Annotated in this window: 14 protein-coding genes and 1 pseudogene; 8 read left to right on the top strand and 7 right to left on the bottom strand. The window is 63.2% G+C overall.

The genetic code is table 11. The features are described from left to right. Positions 1-73 precede the first annotated feature (73 nt). On the top strand, positions 74-1,402 hold the full coding sequence (locus tag ABQJ48_RS09065) for an MFS transporter (protein ID WP_367837463.1): 1,329 nt from the start codon (positions 74-76) through the stop codon (positions 1,400-1,402). A 414-nt stretch (positions 1,403-1,816) separates the two neighbouring features. Here the strand turns inward: ABQJ48_RS09065 and ABQJ48_RS09060 are convergent, their stop codons facing one another. Continuing rightward, positions 1,817-2,542 (bottom strand): GntR family transcriptional regulator, encoded by a 726-nt coding sequence (locus tag ABQJ48_RS09060; RefSeq protein WP_367837462.1) that lies wholly within the window; start codon positions 2,540-2,542, stop codon positions 1,817-1,819. Between the two features lie 164 nt (positions 2,543-2,706). Here ABQJ48_RS09060 and ABQJ48_RS09055 point away from each other — a divergent pair, with 164 nt between their 5' ends. The 4 genes from ABQJ48_RS09055 (at position 2,707) to ABQJ48_RS09040 (ending at position 9,337) form a co-directional block, all read left to right on the top strand. Next, positions 2,707-3,927: a pyridoxal-phosphate-dependent aminotransferase family protein gene (locus ABQJ48_RS09055; protein ID WP_367837460.1), complete on the top strand. Its 1,221-nt coding sequence runs from the start codon at positions 2,707-2,709 to the stop codon at positions 3,925-3,927. Between the two features lie 250 nt (positions 3,928-4,177). Beyond that, positions 4,178-5,464, top strand: coding sequence for an MFS transporter (locus ABQJ48_RS09050; protein ID WP_367837458.1), 1,287 nt, complete (start codon positions 4,178-4,180; stop codon positions 5,462-5,464). A 46-nt stretch (positions 5,465-5,510) separates the two neighbouring features. Beyond that, positions 5,511-6,260 carry a 2-keto-4-pentenoate hydratase gene (locus ABQJ48_RS09045; RefSeq protein ID WP_367837456.1) on the top strand — a complete coding sequence of 250 codons (750 nt, stop codon included), beginning with the start codon at positions 5,511-5,513 and terminating at the stop codon, positions 6,258-6,260. Positions 6,261-6,316: 56 nt separating this feature from the next. Further along, positions 6,317-9,337: an FAD-binding and (Fe-S)-binding domain-containing protein gene (locus ABQJ48_RS09040; protein ID WP_367837454.1), complete on the top strand. Its 3,021-nt coding sequence runs from the start codon at positions 6,317-6,319 to the stop codon at positions 9,335-9,337. 34 nt (positions 9,338-9,371) lie between these two features. On the opposite strand, the gene ABQJ48_RS09035 is transcribed toward ABQJ48_RS09040, so the two are convergent. After that, positions 9,372-10,262 carry an AraC family transcriptional regulator gene (locus ABQJ48_RS09035; protein WP_367837453.1) on the bottom strand — a complete coding sequence of 297 codons (891 nt, stop codon included), beginning with the start codon at positions 10,260-10,262 and terminating at the stop codon, positions 9,372-9,374. A gap of 192 nt (positions 10,263-10,454) precedes the next feature. On the opposite strand from ABQJ48_RS09035, the gene ABQJ48_RS09030 reads away from it, so the two are divergent. From ABQJ48_RS09030 to ABQJ48_RS09020, 3 genes and pseudogenes are all read left to right on the top strand, one after another. Further along, the gene (locus ABQJ48_RS09030; protein ID WP_367837451.1) at positions 10,455-11,357 is read left to right on the top strand and encodes a DMT family transporter; all 903 of its coding nucleotides are present in this window, start codon (positions 10,455-10,457) and stop codon (positions 11,355-11,357) included. A gap of 529 nt (positions 11,358-11,886) precedes the next feature. Continuing rightward, positions 11,887-12,096 (top strand): annotated as a pseudogene (locus tag ABQJ48_RS09025) (hypothetical protein); the annotation flags it as partial. A 119-nt stretch (positions 12,097-12,215) separates the two neighbouring features. Beyond that, positions 12,216-12,473 carry a hypothetical protein gene (locus ABQJ48_RS09020; protein ID WP_367837449.1) on the top strand — a complete coding sequence of 86 codons (258 nt, stop codon included), beginning with the start codon at positions 12,216-12,218 and terminating at the stop codon, positions 12,471-12,473. A 112-nt stretch (positions 12,474-12,585) separates the two neighbouring features. Here ABQJ48_RS09020 and ABQJ48_RS09015 read toward each other — a convergent pair whose 3' ends face one another. The 5 genes from ABQJ48_RS09015 to ABQJ48_RS08995 form a co-directional block, all read right to left on the bottom strand. Then, the gene (locus tag ABQJ48_RS09015) at positions 12,586-14,313 is read right to left on the bottom strand and encodes an FAD-dependent oxidoreductase (RefSeq protein ID WP_367837447.1); all 1,728 of its coding nucleotides are present in this window, start codon (positions 14,311-14,313) and stop codon (positions 12,586-12,588) included. Positions 14,314-14,402: 89 nt separating this feature from the next. Beyond that, complete coding sequence (locus ABQJ48_RS09010) at positions 14,403-15,395, bottom strand: DedA family protein/thiosulfate sulfurtransferase GlpE (protein WP_367837445.1); 993 nt, start codon at positions 15,393-15,395, stop codon at positions 14,403-14,405. 345 nt (positions 15,396-15,740) lie between these two features. Then, positions 15,741-15,992: a hypothetical protein gene (locus tag ABQJ48_RS09005; RefSeq protein ID WP_035560791.1), complete on the bottom strand. Its 252-nt coding sequence runs from the start codon at positions 15,990-15,992 to the stop codon at positions 15,741-15,743. Positions 15,993-16,303: 311 nt separating this feature from the next. Beyond that, complete coding sequence (locus ABQJ48_RS09000) at positions 16,304-16,885, bottom strand: DinB family protein (RefSeq protein WP_367837443.1); 582 nt, start codon at positions 16,883-16,885, stop codon at positions 16,304-16,306. Between the two features lie 671 nt (positions 16,886-17,556). Beyond that, positions 17,557-17,958, bottom strand: coding sequence for a RidA family protein (locus tag ABQJ48_RS08995; RefSeq protein WP_367837441.1), 402 nt, complete (start codon positions 17,956-17,958; stop codon positions 17,557-17,559). Between the last annotated feature and the right edge of the window lie 858 nt (positions 17,959-18,816).

The raw sequence follows: 18,816 nt of genomic DNA, 5'->3' as shown, positions 1-18,816 counted from the left end.
CCGACTAACCGACTAACCGACTAACCGATCAAACGGCCGGACGGCCTCGCCGAATCCGGCACTGGAGACAAGCATGAGTGACCTGGGCGCAGTCGCAAGCGGCAGCCGTGAGCACAGCGCGGACGATGCCGCGGCGATCATCCGTAAAGTTGCATGGCGGCTGATGCCGCTCATCATGGTCTGCTATCTGTTCGCGTTCTTCGACCGCATCAACATCAGCTTCGCGAAGTTCCAGTTGCAGAGCGATCTCGGTCTGTCCGATACCGCGTATGGTCTCGGCGCGAGTCTGTTCGTGATCGGCTACGTGCTGTTCGAAGTGCCGAGCAATCTGTTTCTATACAAGGTCGGCGCGCGGCGCTGGATCGCGCGGATCATGATTTCGTGGGGACTGGCGACCGCCGCGATGGTGTTCGTCAACAACGAATGGCAGTTCTACGGACTGCGTTTCGTGATCGGCGCGATGGAGGCGGGCTTTGCACCCGGCGTGCTGTACTACCTGACGCTCTGGTTTCCGCCGAGCTATCGCGGGCGCATCACGTCGATGCTGTTTCTCGCGTCGGCATTCTCGGGGCTGGTCGGTGCGCCGCTCGCGGGTCTCGTGATTGGGCATATGAACGGTGTGCTCGGTATGCCGGGCTGGCACTGGCTGTTTCTGCTCGGCGGCCTGCCTTGTGTCGTGCTCGGCTTCATGGTGTTGAAGCTGCTCAAGGACCGTATCGAAGATGCGGGCTGGCTCAGCGCGTCGGAGAAGACTTTTCTCGCGGGACAGATTGCGCAACAGAGCCGTCATCACGAGGTGGGACGTTCGCTGATCGGGGCGATCAGGACCCCGGGCTTTCTCACGCTCGCACTGGTCTACTTCCTGATTCAGGTGGCGTCGTACGGATTGAATTTCTGGGCGCCGCACCTGATTCGCGTGTCCGGCACGCACAACCCGACCTTCATCGGCTTGCTGACGGCGGTGCCGTACGTGTGCGGCGCGATCTGCATGGTCGTGGTGGGCCGCCTGTCCGATGCGAGCGGCGAGCGGCGCAAGTTCGTGTTCGGCTTGCTGCTGATGTCGGCGATTGGCTTCTTTGCCGCGGGTTTCTTCGACAAGCAGACCGGCTTGCTGGTCGTCGCGCTGGCCATCATGGGCGGGGGCGTGGTGGCGTCGATTCCGGCGTTCTGGGCACTGCCGCCCAAGCTCCTGACGGGCGCCGGCGCGGCTGGCGGGATCGCGTTGATCAATACGCTCGGGCAGCTTGGCGGGATCGTGAGCCCGGTCATGGTGGGACGTGTGATGGACCTGACCGGAAGCACCACGCCGGCGCTATACGTGATCGGCGCGATGAGTGTGTTCTGCGCGCTGATCGTGTTGTATGGATTGCCCGAGTCGCTGCGGCGCAGGGAAGTCGCGTGATTTGAATGAGCGCAGGTGTCCCGCTGGCGTTCGGAAAAAACGATGCGCCCGGGGGACTGCCCGCAAGTGCGCCGGCGGACGATAGCCGTGCGGCATCAATTACTTGTCCCGGATATGCGCATGTTGTCCACAGCGTTGCCAACAAATGGTGTGGACAACTGGTAGTGAGGCAGGCCGCATCTCACGTGGCGCTCTTGCTGAACGGCCGGGGCGGTGTCATGAAACATATAGCGACCCGCCGTGCCTATACATGAGCCGCAAGCAGATACCGCTGCTGCATCAACCACTTGGCCCTGATATGCGAACGTTGTCCACAGGCTTGCGAACAATTTAGGTGGACAAGTCCTGGCGGTCGATGCGAGTACGAGGCGCAGCCCGTCATCGCGACGCCGAAGGCAAACCCTCTCGTGGTGCTTACGTCTTCAACGGCGAACCCGCCAGCGCTTCCTGCGACTGCACCTGCAACACGGCGTCGCGCTTGTCGAGCAGATGCTGCCGCAAAATCGCGCTCAGCTTCTTGCCATCGCGCGCTTCAAGCGCCTTGAGCATCTCATCGTGATCGTGGATCGCACGGTCCCACTTGGGAACCTGAAAGTTGGAGCGGAACCTCAGTGCCTGCAAGCGCCGGTTCACCGCGATGTACATCTGCCGCAGCGCTGAATTGCGCGCTGCCTCATTGATCTTGTCGTGGATCGCCTGGTTGCGGCTGTAGTAGCCAGGCAGATCGTTTTGCGTGCGGCACGCGAGCATTGCGTAATGCAGCGCCTTGATCTCGGCAAGCTCGGCCGCGGTCATGCGTTCGGCTGCCAGCTCACCGGAAAACGCTTCGAGCCCGCTCATCAGTTCGAACGTCTCGCGCAACTCGGCCTCGGACATCTTCGACACCGACGCGCCGCGATTCGGCGAAATCTCGATCAGCCCTTCCGCGGCCAGCACCTTCAGCGCTTCGCGCAGCGGCGTGCGCGAAATGCCCAGCGTTTCGCACAGCTCCCGCTCATTCAGTTTCTTCCCCGGCGCAAGCGTCCCCTCGACGACAAAGCGGCGGATGTGCTCCACCACCGTGTCGTGCAGGCGCTGGCGCTCGACTTTCGGCATCAGCGGGGAAGCGGCCGCACCCGCAATAAAATCCGAATTTTGCATACAAAGATCCTCATCTTGCGTTAGATTAGATTTTAGCGGACCGCGTGCATTTAGTTAAGAGCGGGGGTAAACCCCGGTTCGACGACGCAAATTTTAGCTTGGGAATACAGCCCTTCGTCTGATATAGTTTTTTGCATGCAAAATTCAATTGGAGAGGACCCCTCATGCTGAAGCTAGACTTTCATCCCGCTGGCCGTCACTTTTTGCAGATTCCGGGTCCTAGCCCGGTGCCCGACAGAATCCTCCGTGCGATGAGCTATCCGACCATCGACCATCGCGGCCCGGAGTTCGGCGAACTCGGTCTAAAGGTACTCGACGGCATCAAGAAGATCTTCAAAACGCAGCAACCCGTTGTGATTTATCCGGCGTCCGGCACGGGCGCATGGGAAGCCGCGCTGTCCAACACGCTCAGCCCCGGCGACCACGTGCTGATGTACGAGACTGGGCACTTCGCGACGCTGTGGAAGAAGATGGCGGAGAACCTGGGGCTGAAGCCTGAGTTTCTCGGCTTGCCCGGTATCGAAGGCTGGCGGCGTGGAGTGCAGCCGCAGATGATCGAAGAGCGTCTGCGCGCCGACCCGCAACATGCGATCAAGGCGGTGTGCGTTGTGCACAACGAAACCTCCACCGGCGTGACGTCGGACATTGCCGCCGTGCGCCGCGCAATCGACGCCGCCGGTCATCCGGCGCTGCTGCTGGTCGACACCATCTCGGGCCTCGCGTGTGCCGACTATCGTCACGACGATTGGGGCGTCGACGTGACGGTTTCGGGCTCGCAAAAAGGCCTGATGCTGCCGCCGGGCATCAGCTTCAACGCGATCTCGCCGAAAGCGATGGCTGCCAGCAAGCACGCAAAACTGCCGCGCGCCTTCTGGGACTGGAGCGAGATCGTCGAGATGAACAAGACCGGCTACTGGCCGTACACGCCGAACACGAATCTGCTGTACGGCTTGCACGAAGCGCTGGAAATGATTCTCGGCGAAGGGCTCGACAACGTCTTTGCCCGTCACGAGCGACTCGCGGAAGCAACCCGCCGCGCGGTGCGCGCGTGGGGGCTGGAGATCCAGTGCACGGACCCGGCCGTATATAGCCCCGTGCTGACCGGCGTGATGATGCCCGAGGGCGTGGATGCCGACGCGGTGCGCAAGCTCATCTACGAGCGCTTCGACATGTCGCTCGGCACCGGTCTCGGCAAGATGAAAGGCCGGATGTTCCGCATCGGCCACCTGGGCGATTGCAACGATCTGACGCTGCTCGCCACGCTGGCCGGCTGCGAAATGGGGCTGCGTCTCGCGGGTGTGCCGCTCAAGGAAAGCGGCTTGCCTGCCGCTATGGAGTGGTTGAGCCAGCCGACCGAAGCCTCGGGCCTCAAAGCCGTGGCCTGAAAGCACCGGGCGCAATCGCACGGCGCGGGCTGCAATCGCCGCGCCGTCAGCCTCAAAACAACAAACACTAAATAGGCAACAGCAAGAGGCGAAGGAAGGCGGGGAACAATTGCCTCGGCATTAGAAAAACCGCGCACAGAACGCGGGCTGAACATCATGCAGGAGGTCGGCAGCGACGTGTGCCGCTGCCGGTCAACGACGTAGCGCGCCATTCCAGACGCGCCGTCGACATATGCAATGGAGAGAGACGATGAAGCGGTTTCGTTTGACGCGTGCAACCAGTATCGTGCTAGTGATGCTAAGCATCATGTACTTCATCACGTACCTCGACCGCGTGAACGTCAGCACCGCGGCTGCGGGCTTCGGCAAGGAATTCCACCTATCGCATACGGAAGTCGGGCTGGTGTTCTCGGCCTTCGCCTACCCGTATCTGCTCTTTCAGGTGATAGGCGGCTGGGTGAGCGACCGCTTCGGTTCCAAACGAACCTTGCTGTGGTGCGGCGCGATCTGGGGTGCGGCCACCGTGCTGACCGGTCTCGCCGGCGGCCTTGCGTCCTTGCTGGCAGCCCGGGTGCTGCTCGGCTTCGGCGAAGGCGCCACGTTTCCCGCCTCTACGTCCGCGATGTCGCGCTGGGTCGCGAAGGAAAAGCGCGGCTTCGCGCAGGGCATCACGCATGCGGCGGCGCGCATCGGCAATGCGGTGGCGCCCGCGCTGATCGTGCTGGTGATGGCCAAGTGGGGCTGGCGCGAATCGTTCTACATCTGCGGCGTGCTCAGCCTCTTGTGGGTCATGGTGTGGGCGTTCACCTTCACCGAACATCCGAAAGACCATCCGCGCATCACGACTGAGGAACTCTCCATGCTGCCCACGCCGAAGCCGAAAAAGGCCGGCGTGCCGTGGAGCAAACTGTTTCGCCGCATGGCGCCGGTCACGGTCGTGTACTTCTGCTACGGCTGGACGCTGTGGCTGTTTTTGAGCTGGATTCCGCTGTACTTCCTGCACAACCAGCATCTGCAATTGCAGAAGTCGGCGATCTTCGCCTCGGTGGTGTTCTTCGCCGGGGTGCTCGGCGATACGCTCGGCGGCCTCGTGACCGACTGGATCTTCAAGCGCACCGGCAGCCTCAAACGCGCGCGCAGCTGGATGGTGTCCGTCTGCATGCTGTTTTGTCTCATCTCGCTCGTTCCGCTGATGTTCACGCAAAGTCTGTATCTATCGATTGCATGTCTGGCGTCGGGCTTCTTCTTCGCCGAAATGACCATCGGTCCGATGTGGGCGATCCCGATGGACATCGCGCCCGAATTCGCCGGCACAGCAAGCGGCATGATGAACACCGGCTCGGCGCTGGCGGCGATCATCTCGCCGGTGGTCGGCGGTTTTCTGATCGACTACTTCGGCAACTGGGATTTGCCGTTCGTCGGCAGCATACTGTTGATGGGCGTCGGCGTGGTACTCGCATTCCGCATGCAACCGGAAAGCAAGTTCGCACTGGATGCCGCGGACCAGGCGCACGTGTCGAGCCATTTGGGCGCGTGAGCGCAATCCAATGTTCAGTCACCGTTTGCGACCCTACATTAAAAATATGACCTCATCACTGAGCCCCCGTCTTGCCGATGCCCGCCGCAATCGCGTCACGCTCGCCGCCTTGCCGCCGCAGCAGATACCCGCCGACGCCGGCGCCGCGTATGCGATACAGCACGAGATCCTGAGTGCGTGCGGCGCGCGGATCGGTGGCTGGAAGATCGGCGCGAAGTCGGCGAGCGGGCCGATTCAGGGGGCGCCCTTGCCCGATGTCGACCTCCACCCAGACGGCGCGCGTTTGTCGCGTGCAGGCTTCGCGCCCCTCGGGCTCGAACTGGAAATCGCATTTCGGTTTGAGCGCAGCTTCGAGCCGTCCACCACGCCTTATGGCGAAGACGAAGTGAAGGCGGCAATAGGTTCGATTGGCGCGACCATCGAAGTCGTCGCGAGCCGCTACGCCGCGTGGCCCGACGTCGACAAGCTTGCGCAACTCGCGGACTTGCAAAATCATGGCGCGCTGATCGTCGGCGAGTTCATTCCCTATCGCGAGGACTTTGCGTTCGTCGCGCCGTCTTTGCGTTTCAGTTTCGACGAACAGGACGTGGTCGAAATGGAGCCCGCGAATCCGGCTGGCGATCCGCGCCGCCTGCTCACGTGGCTCGTGAACCACGCGAGTTCGCGCGGCATCGCCGTCACGCCGCAGATGGTGGTGACCGCTGGCTCGTACACCGGCATGTATTTTCCGCGCAAGGCAGGCACGGCGAGCGGGTGCATCGAAGGACTGCCGCCGGTCAGCGTGACGTTGTACTAGGTCGCTGCGCCCGCTTTCCAGCTCCCTGGTTCCCCGCTTGCCGATCAGCCGACCCTATGACGAAGCCCACTGCCGCTTTACTTGTCAAGCCGATTCATCTGGTGCCGGCCGCCGCGCGCCTGACGAGTCCGCTTGCACAGCATCTGCGCAAGTCGCTGCGCGGCGACGTGCTGTTCGATACCGCGAGCCGCGGCCGTTATGCGACCGACGCGTCGATCTATCAGATCATGCCGGTCGGCGTGGTCGTGCCGCGCGATCAGGACGATCTGCGCATGGCGCTGGAGATCGCGCGCAGCGAGAAAGTGGCGCTGCTCGCGCGCGGCGCGGGCACCAGCCAATGCGGGCAGACGGTCGGCGAAGCGTTGGTGATCGACACCAGCAAGTGGTTGAACAACATCGTCGCATTCGATGCGCAAGCGCGCACCGTGACGGTCGAGCCCGGCGTCGTGCTGGACCATCTGAACGCGTGGCTCAAGCCGCATGGCCTGTGGTTTCCGGTTGACGTATCGACGGCCGCACAGTGCACGATTGGCGGGATGGCCGGCAACAACTCGTGCGGCTCGCGCTCGATCGAATACGGCAACATGGTGCACAACGTCGAGGCGATCGACGCGATTCTCGCCGACGGCAGCGAGGCGCGCTTCGCGTCGCTGCGCGAAACCCCGCAAGGCGAGCGCTTGCAGCAGATTCTGGATGGCGTGACGCGCATCGCGCGACGCGAGCGCGATGAAATCGTCGCGCGTGTGCCGAAGGTTCTGCGGCGCGTGGCGGGCTACAACATCGACCTCTTCGATTGCCAGAATCCGCGCGCTTATACGGACGACGGCGTCGCGAATCTCGCGCATCTGCTGGTCGGCTCCGAAGGCACGCTCGCGTTCAGCCGGCAATTGACGCTCAGGCTTGCACCGCTGCCCGCGCATAAAACGCTCGGCGTGGTCAACTTTCCGACGTTCCGGCAGTCGATGGAACTCACCCAGCACATCGTCAAGCTGAAGCCTGTGGCGGTGGAACTGGTCGATCGCACGATGATCGATCTGGCGATGAGCAATCCCGCGTTCCGTCCGGTGATCGGCCGCGCGCTGGTCGGCGAGCCGCAAGCCATCCTGCTGGTGGAATTCGCAGGCGAGGACCGTACCGCGCAGCTCGCGTCGCTCAGGCGGCTCACGGAACTGATGGCCGACCTCGGCTTGCCCGGTTCGGTCGTCGAGATGCCGGAGGCGAACGAGCAAAAAGCGTTGTGGGAAGTGCGCAAAGCCGGGCTCAACATCATGATGAGCATGAAGGGCGACGGCAAGCCGGTCTCCTTCATCGAAGATTGCGCGGTGCCGCTCGAACATCTGGCCGACTACACGAGCCGGCTGACCGAAGTGTTTCATCGGCATGGCACCGAGGGCACGTGGTACGCCCACGCGAGCGTCGGCACGCTGCATGTGCGGCCCATACTCGACATGCGGCGCGACGGTGCGCTGAAGATGCGCGCGATCGCCGACGAAGCGGCGGCGCTGGTGCGCGAATACAAGGGTGCCTATTCGGGCGAGCATGGTGACGGACTGTGCCGCGGCGAATGGGTCGCGTGGCAATACGGGCCGCGGCTGAACCACGCGTTCAGCGAGATCAAGGCGCTGTTCGACCCCGACAATCGCTTCAATCCTGACAAGATCGTGCGTCCGCCAAAAATGGACGACGCGCGCAACTTCCGCTTTGCGCCGGGCTACCGGGAGCGGCGCATCGATACCGCACTCGACTGGTCGGCATGGAACGTCGAACGTGATCCGCTGAGCGGGCAGCAGACGCCGCCGGGCAGCGGCAACGATCTGTCGGGCGGGCTCGCGAAGGCCGTGGAGATGTGCAACAACAACGGCCACTGCCGCAAGTTCGATGCGGGCACGATGTGCCCGAGCTATCGGGTGACGAAGGACGAGCAACACGTCACGCGTGGCCGTGCCAACACGTTGCGTCTGGCGATTTCCGGTCAGCTCGGCGAAGCGGGTCTGGCGAGCGACGACGTCAAGGACACGCTCGACCTGTGCGTGTCGTGCAAGGGCTGCAAGCGCGATTGCCCCACCGGCATCGACATGGCGAAGTTCAAGATCGAGGCGCGGGCGGCGCGCGTCAAGCGGCATGGTCTGCGCCTGCGTGACAGGCTGGTCGCGTTCATGCCGCGCTATGCGGCCGCCGCGAGCCGTATGCCGGGTCTAATGGCGCTGGCCGACAACGTGCCGGTGCTGTCGGCGTGGTTCAAGCGGTCCGTGGGCTTCGCGCCAAAGCGCAGCTTGCCGCGCTTCAGGAAGTCGTTTCTGTCTGGCGCGCTGCCCCGTCAAGCCGCCGCAAGCGGCGCATTGAAAGAAGTGCTGCTGTTCGTCGATACGTTCAACAACAACCTGGAGCCGGATAACGCGCGTGCCGCGCAGCAAGTGCTGGAGGCGGCCGGCTATACCGTGCACTTCAACCGGCGCCAGGGCGAGCGCCCGGTGTGCTGCGGCCGCACGTTCCTCGCGGCGGGTCTGGTCGATGAAGCGAAGCAGGAAGCGCGGCGCATGCTCGATCTGTTCAGGCCGTTCGTCGAGCGAGGCGTGCCGGTGGTCGGGTTGGAGCCCTCGTGTCTGCTGTCGTTGCGCGACGAGTTTCTGCATTACGGCTTCGGTGAAGAAGCGCAGCGGCTTTCGCAACATGCGTTTCTGTTCGAGGAGTTTCTCGTGCGCGAGCAAAAGGCCGGCCGCCTGCAGCTCGCATTGAAGCCCTTGGCCGCGCGAGAGGCATTGGTGCATGGCCATTGCCATCAGAAAGCGTTCGACGCGTTCGCACCCGTACCGACCGTGCTGAAATGGATTCCCGAGCTGAAGGTATCGACGGTGGAATCGTCGTGCTGCGGAATGGCCGGCAGCTTCGGCTACGAAGCAGAACACTATGCGAGCTCGCAGGCGATGGCGGAATTGTCGCTGCTGCCGGCGGTGCGCAAGATGAACGCCAATACGGTGATGGTCGCCGACGGCACGAGTTGCCGGCATCAGATCCACGACGGCGCGGGCGTCGAGGCGATCCACGTGGCGCGCGTGCTTGCCATGGCGTTGCAGTAATTCCGCTCGCGACGCCCGGCCGCGTTAGCCGGGCTCAAACGCCGACGACCTGCCGGAACACAGTGGGCGCGACGCCGACGCTCTCGCGAAAGCGGTGGCTGAAATGACTGGCGTTTGCATAGCCGCATTGTTCGGCGACCTGCGCTAGCGGCAGCGCCGTGCTGCGCAGCAGTGCGCGCGCGCGTTCCAGCCGTTGCTGCGCGATCCACGCAGCGGGGGGCAGACCGAACGACGCGCGGAACATGCGCGCAAGGTGAAACTCCGACAACGCCGCGACCCCGGCCAACTCGCCCAGCGTGAGCGGCTGTGCGAGATGGCTTTCGATGTAATCGGACAGACGCCGCCGCGTCGCCACCGACAAACCGCCCTTGAGCGACCCACCGGTGCGGCGCACGCCTTGCGCGCGCAGCAACAGGCTGAGCACTTCGTGCGCGGTCTCGTTGGTGCGCAGCAGGCCGTCGGGAGTCAGCCACGCTTCATTGACGAGCGTTTGGCACAAGCTGGCGATGCGGGCATCTTCGAAATAGGTGCGATCGGCGAGCGTCAGTTCGCGCGGCTCGCGGTCGAGTTCCTGCACGGCACGCTGCGTGAAGTGCTCGGGCAGAAAGTACAGGTGCATGAAGTGCATGTAGCCGCGCACCCACCAGCGCGACTCATGTTCGCCGGGCAATGCGCAAAGCCGCGACGGCGCGCCATAGTGACCTGGCATTTTCTGACGCTCGGTGCGATAGCCGCCATCCAGATAGCACGACAGCGTGTGGTGGCCTGGCTGCTCGTAGACGGTCTCGGCTTCTTTCGTCTCGCGGGTCCATAGCGCGATTGCGAGCCCGTCGCCGAGCCACGCAAAGCGGTCAAGATGCGCATTTGCGCTGCTCAGCGTGTGACACACCGACTGAAGGCCGAACGGCGTTTCGGTAGCGGGCATCTCAGGGACGGGCGGGGTGGCGGTCACGGCAAAGAGGCAAACGGGCTTCGATGACAGGATGAGCACGAGTATACGTGCGCGCGCGGGCGGTGGATCACCGGCGCGAAGAAGTGCGCAATCCTGGACAAGTGCGGCGGCTTGCGCGGCGGCATACTCGAGCCTTCTTCCACATCTGCTGCCGCAGGCTCGACCATGAATCTTTTGCTGTATGTCACGACCGTTCTGATCTGGGGCACCACGTGGCTCGCGATCAAATGGCAACTTGGCACGGTGCCGCCGCCGGTGTCGATTGCGTGGCGCTTCTGGATCGCGGCGCTGCTGCTGTTCGCGCTGCTGCGCATCATGCGCCGGCCGCTCTGGCCGCCGCGCGCTGCCTGGCGCTTTCTGTTCGCGCAAGGCTTCGCGCTCTTTTGCCTGAACTTTCTTTGCTTTTACTACGCCGAGCAGGTGGTGCCGAGCGGGCTGGTGGCGGTCGTGTTCTCCATCGCGCCGCTGCTGAACTCGATCAACGGACGCCTGTTCATGGGCCGGCCGCTGCAACCCACGGCGATTGCCGGCGCATTGCTCGGGCTCGTCGGCATTGTGTGCCTGTTCGTTCAGCAGATGCAGGGGCACCTCGGTAATCGCGCGGAGTTGCTGGGGCTTGCGATCGCGTTTCTCGGCACCTTGTGCTTCTCGACTGGCAGCCTGTTGTCGAGCCGGATGCAGTCGATGGGCTTGCACCCGTTAGCCACCAATAGCTGGGCGATGCTGATCGGCGCGAGCATCCTGACGCTGGGCAGCCTGGCAGCGGGGTTTTCTTTTACGGTCGAGCCGTCCGTGCGTTATGTCGGCGCGCTCGCGTATCTCGCGGTGTTCGGCTCGGTGATCGGCTTTACCACGTATCTGATGCTGGTCGGCCGCATGGGCCCTGAACGGGCCGCGTATTGCACGGTGCTGTTTCCGATCGTGGCGCTGGCGGTATCGACGGTATTCGAAGGCTACCGGTGGTCCCCGTTGGCGGTGGTGGGACTGCTGCTGGTGGTGGCCGGCAATCTGGTGGCATTCGATTTGACACGGCGTATTTTCGTGCGGCGAACGCACGCACGGTCGTGATGCGGCACATCACCGCGGGTGTCGCGCGGCGTGACATGCGACCAGGATGAATCGGAAACGACGGCCGCTGCGGCGGCTGTCATAGGTGAGGATTTCCGGGAGCCGCAACGCGCAAAAAGACCGGAGTGGTGAGGGTTTGCGGGAGGCGATCGGCGAATCAAATGAAAGCCGCGAATTATTGCCGCGTAATTCTTTGCCCATCGTATGGATTAACGAGGCTAAAAGCGTATCAAGAATTTTTTTAGAATTCTTTACGCTTTTTCTATGAGAGGATAAAACATAAAGTTCTCCATATGCGCGCGAGCGGGTGCCTGCGCATATTCGCGAAAACGTACCAGGCACGCCTGCCGTGCGCGCTTCGCGACGCGCAAGGAAATATCGCCGTGAACCTCCTGTCTCGCGTAGTCCTGGCTGTGGTGCTGTTCACAGCCTTATGCCGCTGAATACTTCCGAGCGCAATCCCAACTCAGCTACACCACCACATGGATCGGCAATAGCTTCGGTCTCGGCGACGGCAAATGGATGCAGCAGGCTGTACACGGCGAAAGTCGATGTCTACGACGCACGCTCCGGCCACGCGGTCGGCTACATGACGCCAGGCGCGAGCGTCGGCAATACAAGCGGCTGGGTCGACGTGTACCTCGGAATCAGCGCGGTGCAACGCGCCAACGGCGAGTACGTGGTGCTGCTGGAAGACGACGCTCGCGCGAAAATCCTGATGTATCGGTGGACGCCTTGATGTGTGCGGGTGTGCGCCTGTGACTCGCCCATCACGAATGGACGGCGGCGCATGATCGGTATATAACAACGTGAAAGGACGACTTGTTCACGTTGCATCACCCGGAGCGAAGTTTGATCATGACGCAAGACGTTTCGCCAAAGCCGCCGACGGGCGACCGACCCGACCTGGACAATCTCGACGCAGCGCTTAGTCACGTGAATCAGCAGGTATCGTCCGGCAGCATTGCGTCGGGCGCAGCAAAGGGCATTCTGTACAGCCTGATTGAAACGCTCGGCGCGTTCGTCGGCGATCCCGATCTGCCGGAGCACGCGCGCTCGGGCTATGAAGGGCTGCTGGAAGCTGCGCGCGAATTGCGCGCGAAGCTGGATCACTGAGGCGACGGCGCGCCGCCCAGCGTGGCGTCGTGGCTCACCTCGACATAAGCATCGGTAGCTCATTGGTAGCTAAGCCGCTGGGCAGCGCGTCCCCCGGTGACACGCCTTCAGCTCAGGCGCCGAGCGCGACGGCTTCCCCAGCCGAAGCAGCCAGCCGTTGATGAATCTGCGCGACCACCGCCGCGCCTTCGCCGACCGCTGCCGCCACCCGTTTCGTCGAGCCGGCGCGCGCGTCGCCGATCGCGTACACGCCTTCAACCGACGTCGCGAGATCGCAAGCGGCCGCGCCGTCCGCGCCGGTACCGGTCAACACGAAGCCCTTGGCGTCGAGTTTCACCCCACAGGTGCGCAGCCAGTCGGTGTTCGGGTCCGCGCCGGTGAAGAGAAACAGATGCCGCGTGTCGAAGTGATCGACGCCATCGGGCAACGGCTTTTTCAGGCCGACCCATGCGAGTCCGCTCTCGTCCGCTTCGAGCCTCCCGACCTCCGAATGCGGATGCACGAACACATTCGGCAGCGAGCGGATACGGTCGATCAGATAGCGCGACATAGTCGCTTCGAAGCCGCTGCGGCGGATCAACACGTGAACCTTGGCCGCGTGCGCCGCCAGATAGACGATCGCCTGGCCGGCCGAGTTGCCGCCGCCCACCAGCACGACGTCCTGGCGCTTGCACAGCTTGGCTTCGACCGGCGACGCCCAGTAGTAGACGCCGCGTCCGTCGAAGCGATCGAGGCCTTCGAGCGCGGGCCGCCGGTAGACCGCCCCGCTCGCGATCACGATGGTGCGCGCGCTGATATGCCCGCCGCACTTCAACTCCAGCCGATACGGCGACTCCGCGCATTGCAGCGCCTTCACATGAACTGGAATCGCGACGTGCGCGCCGAACTTCTGCGCCTGCACGAACGCCCGGCCGGCCAGCGCCTGGCCGGAGATGCCGGTCGGGAAGCCGAGGTAGTTTTCGATCCGCGAGCTCGCGCCCGCCTGGCCGCCCGGCGCGCGGGCGTCCAGCACGATCACCGACAGTCCTTCGGACGCCGCGTAGACGGCCGTCGCCAGTCCCGCCGGTCCGGCGCCGACGATGGCGATGTCGTAGACGTGCGAGTCGTCGAGGTCGGGCAGCAGGCCGAGGCAGGTGGCGAGTTCCGGCATGCTCGGATGATGCAGCACCGAGCCGTCCGGGCAGATCACGAGCGGCATGTCGTCCCGCTGCGCCGCGAACTGCTCGATCAGACGCAGCGCATCTTCGTCGCGCTCGTCGATCACCGAATGAGGATGGCCGTTGCGCGACAGGAAGCCTTGCAGCATCACGAGCCGCGCGTCGCTGCTATTGCCGATCAGGATCGGACCGCCCGCGCCCTTTTCGATCAGCGAGACGCGCCGCAGAATCAGCGCGCGCATGATGCGCTCACCCAGTTCGGCTTCGGCAACGAGCAGCGCACGCAGGCCGATCGGCGGAATCAGCAACGCTTGCACTGCGTCGAGCGCCATGCCGTTTACCAGCGCCGGGCGTCCCGACAGCTGGCCGACCTCAGCGAGAAAATGCCCCGCGCCGTGTTCGCCGATAACCACTTCCCGTCCGATGCCGTCGCGCTGATAGACCTTCACGCGTCCCTCGAGCAGCACGAACATGCCTGGGCCGGTCAGGCCCGTCTCGAACAGCAATTCACCGGCTTTCCAGTGGCCGATTTCTCCAAACCGGCGAAGCCGGTCGATTTCCGCGCTCGTGAGCGCGGGAAACATTTGATGCATACGCGTGGACAGCGACGAAAAAGGCGCGTCGGCGACAACCGTCTGCTGTCCTTCAGCTTCTTGCGTCGAAACTTCCTGAGTCGAAAGCATTGAACCGCTCCTTCGGTGTTCATTGATGGTTGAACGGGAGGCGAAGCGGCGCCGCGCGCGAGGCGCGCCCATACAGATGCGCCGCCGCGTTATACGGCCTTTGGCGCGATCTCGTCGACCGCGACTTCCGGCGGCGGCATGTGGGGCAGCGCTTCCACCGGCTTGCCCGTGTCGCGCCAGGCTTCCATGCCGCCGCGCAGCGGCAGCACGTCGGAAAAGCCGGCCTCGTTCAGTTGCTTGGCCATCCATGCCGCGGAAATCTCATTCGGGCAGGAACAGTAGATCACCAGTTTCTCATCGTGCGGGTAGGTTGCGACGATCTCGTCGAGTTGGCGCTCGTCGGCGAATTGCGAGCCCGGAATCACGTACGGGTCCAGCTTGCGCTTTTCCTGCGAACGGATGTCGAACAGCACCGGCGGCTTGCCCGCCGCGAAGAGCGCTGCGAGTTCCTCGACTTCCATGCGCGCGGACGCAAGCTTCAAAATCAACTGACGGCGCCGGATCCACCGGTACGCCGCGTACAACAGCAGCAGCGCAACCGCCACCAGCGCGGCGGTCCGGCCGAGCCGCCCGGCGATCGCGAACAGCATGTCGATCTGCCGCGCGAACAACGCGCCGACGATCAAGCCCGTGCCCGACCACAACGCGGCGCCGATGCTGTCGTACGTGAGAAATGTGCGGTAGCGCGTGCCCATGGCGCCCGCCATTGGAATGGACACGATCGACAGGCCCGGTACGAACTTGGCCACGGCCAGCACGCGCACGCCCCAGCGGCCGAAAAAGCGCTCGGTTTTTTTCACGCAGGTGTCGCGCGAGAGCGACAGGCGGCAGATCGTCTTCAACGTATTGCCACCGTACACGCGGCCGGCGAGATACCACGCGCTGTCGCCGATCAGCGTGGCGAAGATCGACAGAATCAGCACCGGCAGCAATTGCGTGCCGACGGAGCCGGGATGCATTGCCGCCATTGCGCCAAACAGCACGAGCGACGGCATTGCCGGCACCGGCAGCCCGAGAGAGGCGGCCAGCACGTTGGCGAAGACGAGCGCCGGCCCATATTGCTCGACGAGATTATGTAGCATTGGCTTACAACTGCGGCCCTTTCGGGCGCGGCTTGAGTAGCGGGAGCAAAGGAGAATTAAAGAATTATGGACGCATTTTCAAGACGTGCAACCGGCTCTGAAAGGTGTCCGATATGCGGGAAAGGGCTAATGCCGCACCCCGAATGATTCGAGACTCCGATTAGCGGCGCAGTCGAAACAATCGGAAAAGAATTGAGTGCCTCGGGGCAATCAAATGTGCAAGTCGTATGGGTGGAGCGCCGCGACTTTGCGCACCGGCATTTCGCCATTCGCCACTCTCGCAGGCAGAGCCGGCAACGATGCGGCATCTCGCGCACGAGCGCAATACCGCATGTGTGTGTTATTTCATTGACGATGATTATGCTGTTCGCCGGGCAATTCCGCGCCGTGCGCGCGAATCGCCGCAATGAGTTCGGCGGGCGTGATTTCGTAGCGCACCTCGCGGTGGATGCCCGGTTTGCGCTCGTCGACCTCGACCAGAAGAATGCCTTTGCCGTCTTCAGTCGATTCGAGGCGCAGCGAGCGGAGTTCGCGCGCCGTTGCGTCGTCGTATTCGGTGAGCAGGGCCATTGACCCGGAGGACCCGGTAGTGCGCATCGAAGTTGTCCTTGTTCCGTTGTTGATCGAACCATTGTACGGGCAGGCTGGCGCGCCGTGTTTCAGCCAGCCTCGCGCCGCGCGCGAGCGCCTGCTTTGCCCCGACGTCCGCGCGGTACCGCCGCCCGCATATCGCTTGCGCAGTGCCCGGCGAGATTAGCCGGACAGCGTTTGCAGTGACAGGCCACGTCTTCCAATCAGTTTAACGCGACTCCCCGCCATGACGGATGCATTTTCGTGCCCCATCGCGGGGCGGCGCTTCTGCGTTGCTGTCATGCTGCTGACGCATGTTTTGGTTATAGCGGCGCAGGTTAGCGGAGCGGGGTCGCGCGTTCGAGCTCGCCGAGCTCGGCGACGCGCAGCGGCGCGTCGGCGGCAAGAAAAAATTCGTCGAGTTGCGGCGGAGTGGCGGTGGTGCCGCTGAGCATCGCGTGGACCTGGCCACGATGATGGATCTGATGGACGAACAGATGTGGCAGTACGCTCCCGATGGCTTCGTGCTGGATACCGACCAGCGGGCCACGGTCGATCTGGACGTCGCGTTGCAGATCTTCGTCGGCGAGCGACGCGCAGAAGGCGACGAGCCGCTGGTCGCTTCGCGCTTGCGCGGTCCACAAGTCGGCTGCGCGCGGATAGGGCAATTCGTCGTCGAAAATGGTGAGGCCCTCGCCGGCACCGGTCAGCGCGTCGAAGTAATAGCGGTCGACCAGCAGGATGTGATTCAGCGTGAGCTGCAGCGATGGAAAGAAGCTCACCCGGCGCTCGGCGAACGCGTCGTCGGTCAACGCGAGGCACGCGCGGTATAGACGCAGGTTCGACCACGCGTTGTTACGCGCCATGGCCAGAAAGTGCGCGGCAAGCGGGCTCGCGCACGGCGAGTCGAGAGCGGTCACGTCGGCCTCCTGGTGGTTGCGCTCAGCATAGAGCACACCCAAGTGTGAGCGGACTCGCGGCGCACGGCAACCGCGGGAGCAGCGTGTCCTGTATCGGCTCACCTTTGCAGGCTGTTCCGGCGAACCGCACACGCTACTGGCGAGACTGACCCTGCCCGATGTCAACCCTTCGCCGGTGCGCAACCGTGCAGGCAAAAAATAGCCCGTCCGCAAATGGACGGGCTGCTTAACGCCGTTGTTACTGGGGTCAACTGCCCTACCAACAAGTGGGCACTGACTGTTGCATGGTCATGCGCCAATTGTTCGCTGTCGAGGTGGGAGTAATGCCAATCCATCAGACCAATGTCGATTGTCGGTCGCGAACGATTGAAGTGTGCGCGATCGTTGCGGGCGCTTGTCGGTGCCCGGGAGCGGCCCGGAGTCCGCGCTGCTCGCCGTTCGCACCACGCGGCACGTGCGCGGCCTGCGCGACCGAAAACAGACGCGCCGCCTGGTCGAGCACGTCGGCCGGTGCGGAGGTGTCGGGGTTGGCCGCCGCCGCTCGACGAGCGCGGCTCGATGCGGGCTCGCGCCGTCCAGATGCGAAACCGCCAGGTCAGTTCACGCCCGTCGGCCTCGGCGACGATCGGCTGCGCTGCCGCGCCGCGGCACGTCCGGCCGGCTCGCCCACTTCAACCTGGCCGCTTCGCAACGAAGTCGATCTCGACGAGCGCATCGCGCGCGAGCCCGGTGACGCCAATGCACGTTCTGGCAGGCAGCGCGTCGGAAGAAAAGTACGCGCGGTAGATGTCGTTCATCGCGGCATAGTCGCGCTTGAATTCGGTCAGGAAAATTCGCGCGGCGACCACATGCTGCAAGTCCATCCCCAGGCCTTGCAGCACCAGCACGAGGTTATCCATCACGCGCTGCGTTTGCGCGACGATGCCCTCGGGCAAGGGCGCGCTGTCGTCGGTGGGCGAGGTCGGCATCTGGCCGGTCAGGAACACCCAGCCGTCAGTTTCGGCGGCGTGGGAGAAAGGCCCGACGGGCGTTGGGGCCTGAGGAACCATCCAGAAAGTGGGGCTTGAGCTCATCGGAAAGGCGGGCGCGTTTAGATTGTCGAAACGCTACCCTAACCGATCAAAACTCGTGATGGCGAGCCGTGCGGGTGATGGAGGTGCGGACTCAGGCAAGCAGCCGCACACACGATGCTGACGTCGGTGAAGTTTGAGTTTGACACCCCGGGAAAGGTTGACACTCTGCCATGTAGGAATTGCTGATAACGCGCCCTCGCGGCTCTGCTGATTTCTCGAAGTTTGACAGTCTGCCGAGAATCGGTTCGAAGTTTGGCGAGTGCCAGAATTGTCGAAAGTTCGGTGAAAGAAAAAGCGCTTTCCAGGCCCAAGTGAGAGGAGGGGCTCATCGCGGCGACGTCACAGCAAAACAGCGGGGTACGGTGAGAACGAGCGCCGCGCCTTGGCTCAAGGCTATGGAAAGGGGAGATGAAGTAGACTAAATCGAGAAGACGCGTCGGGCGCGCCCAGCATGCGACTGCTGGTTCGTGACAATAAACTTGCGAAACAATAAAGTTGCGAACTTGCTCTTCCGCGCGGTCAATAAAGTTGCGAACTGCACTGAAGCACCGTGGAGAACCCTATCAATATCGGTTAGCGGCTTCGGAATTGTCCGTTGACGCCATAAGCCGATTTCCCGCAAGGACCTTGCTGGACGTGGGGACGGAAACTTCGTGCGTTTGCTTTTGGGGTGTTCCGTCCCGTGAACTGCTGCAGAAATCCTGGACACATTGCAATGTTAGTGTCAGGCCTTTTTGAACCGCTTGGGTTTCCTGGACACATTGCAATGTTAGTGTCAGGCCTTTCATGAGCCTTCGGCCGTAGGCCGAAGGCTGTGCTGCCGGGCAAACTCGCCCGGCGTCAAGTCGTTGAGCGCCA

The organism is Paraburkholderia suaedae (assembly GCF_040812055.1).
Taxonomy (GTDB): domain Bacteria; phylum Pseudomonadota; class Gammaproteobacteria; order Burkholderiales; family Burkholderiaceae; genus Paraburkholderia.
Note: the sequence above shows the minus strand (reverse complement) of the source record. Positions and strands in the feature narration are given on the sequence as shown.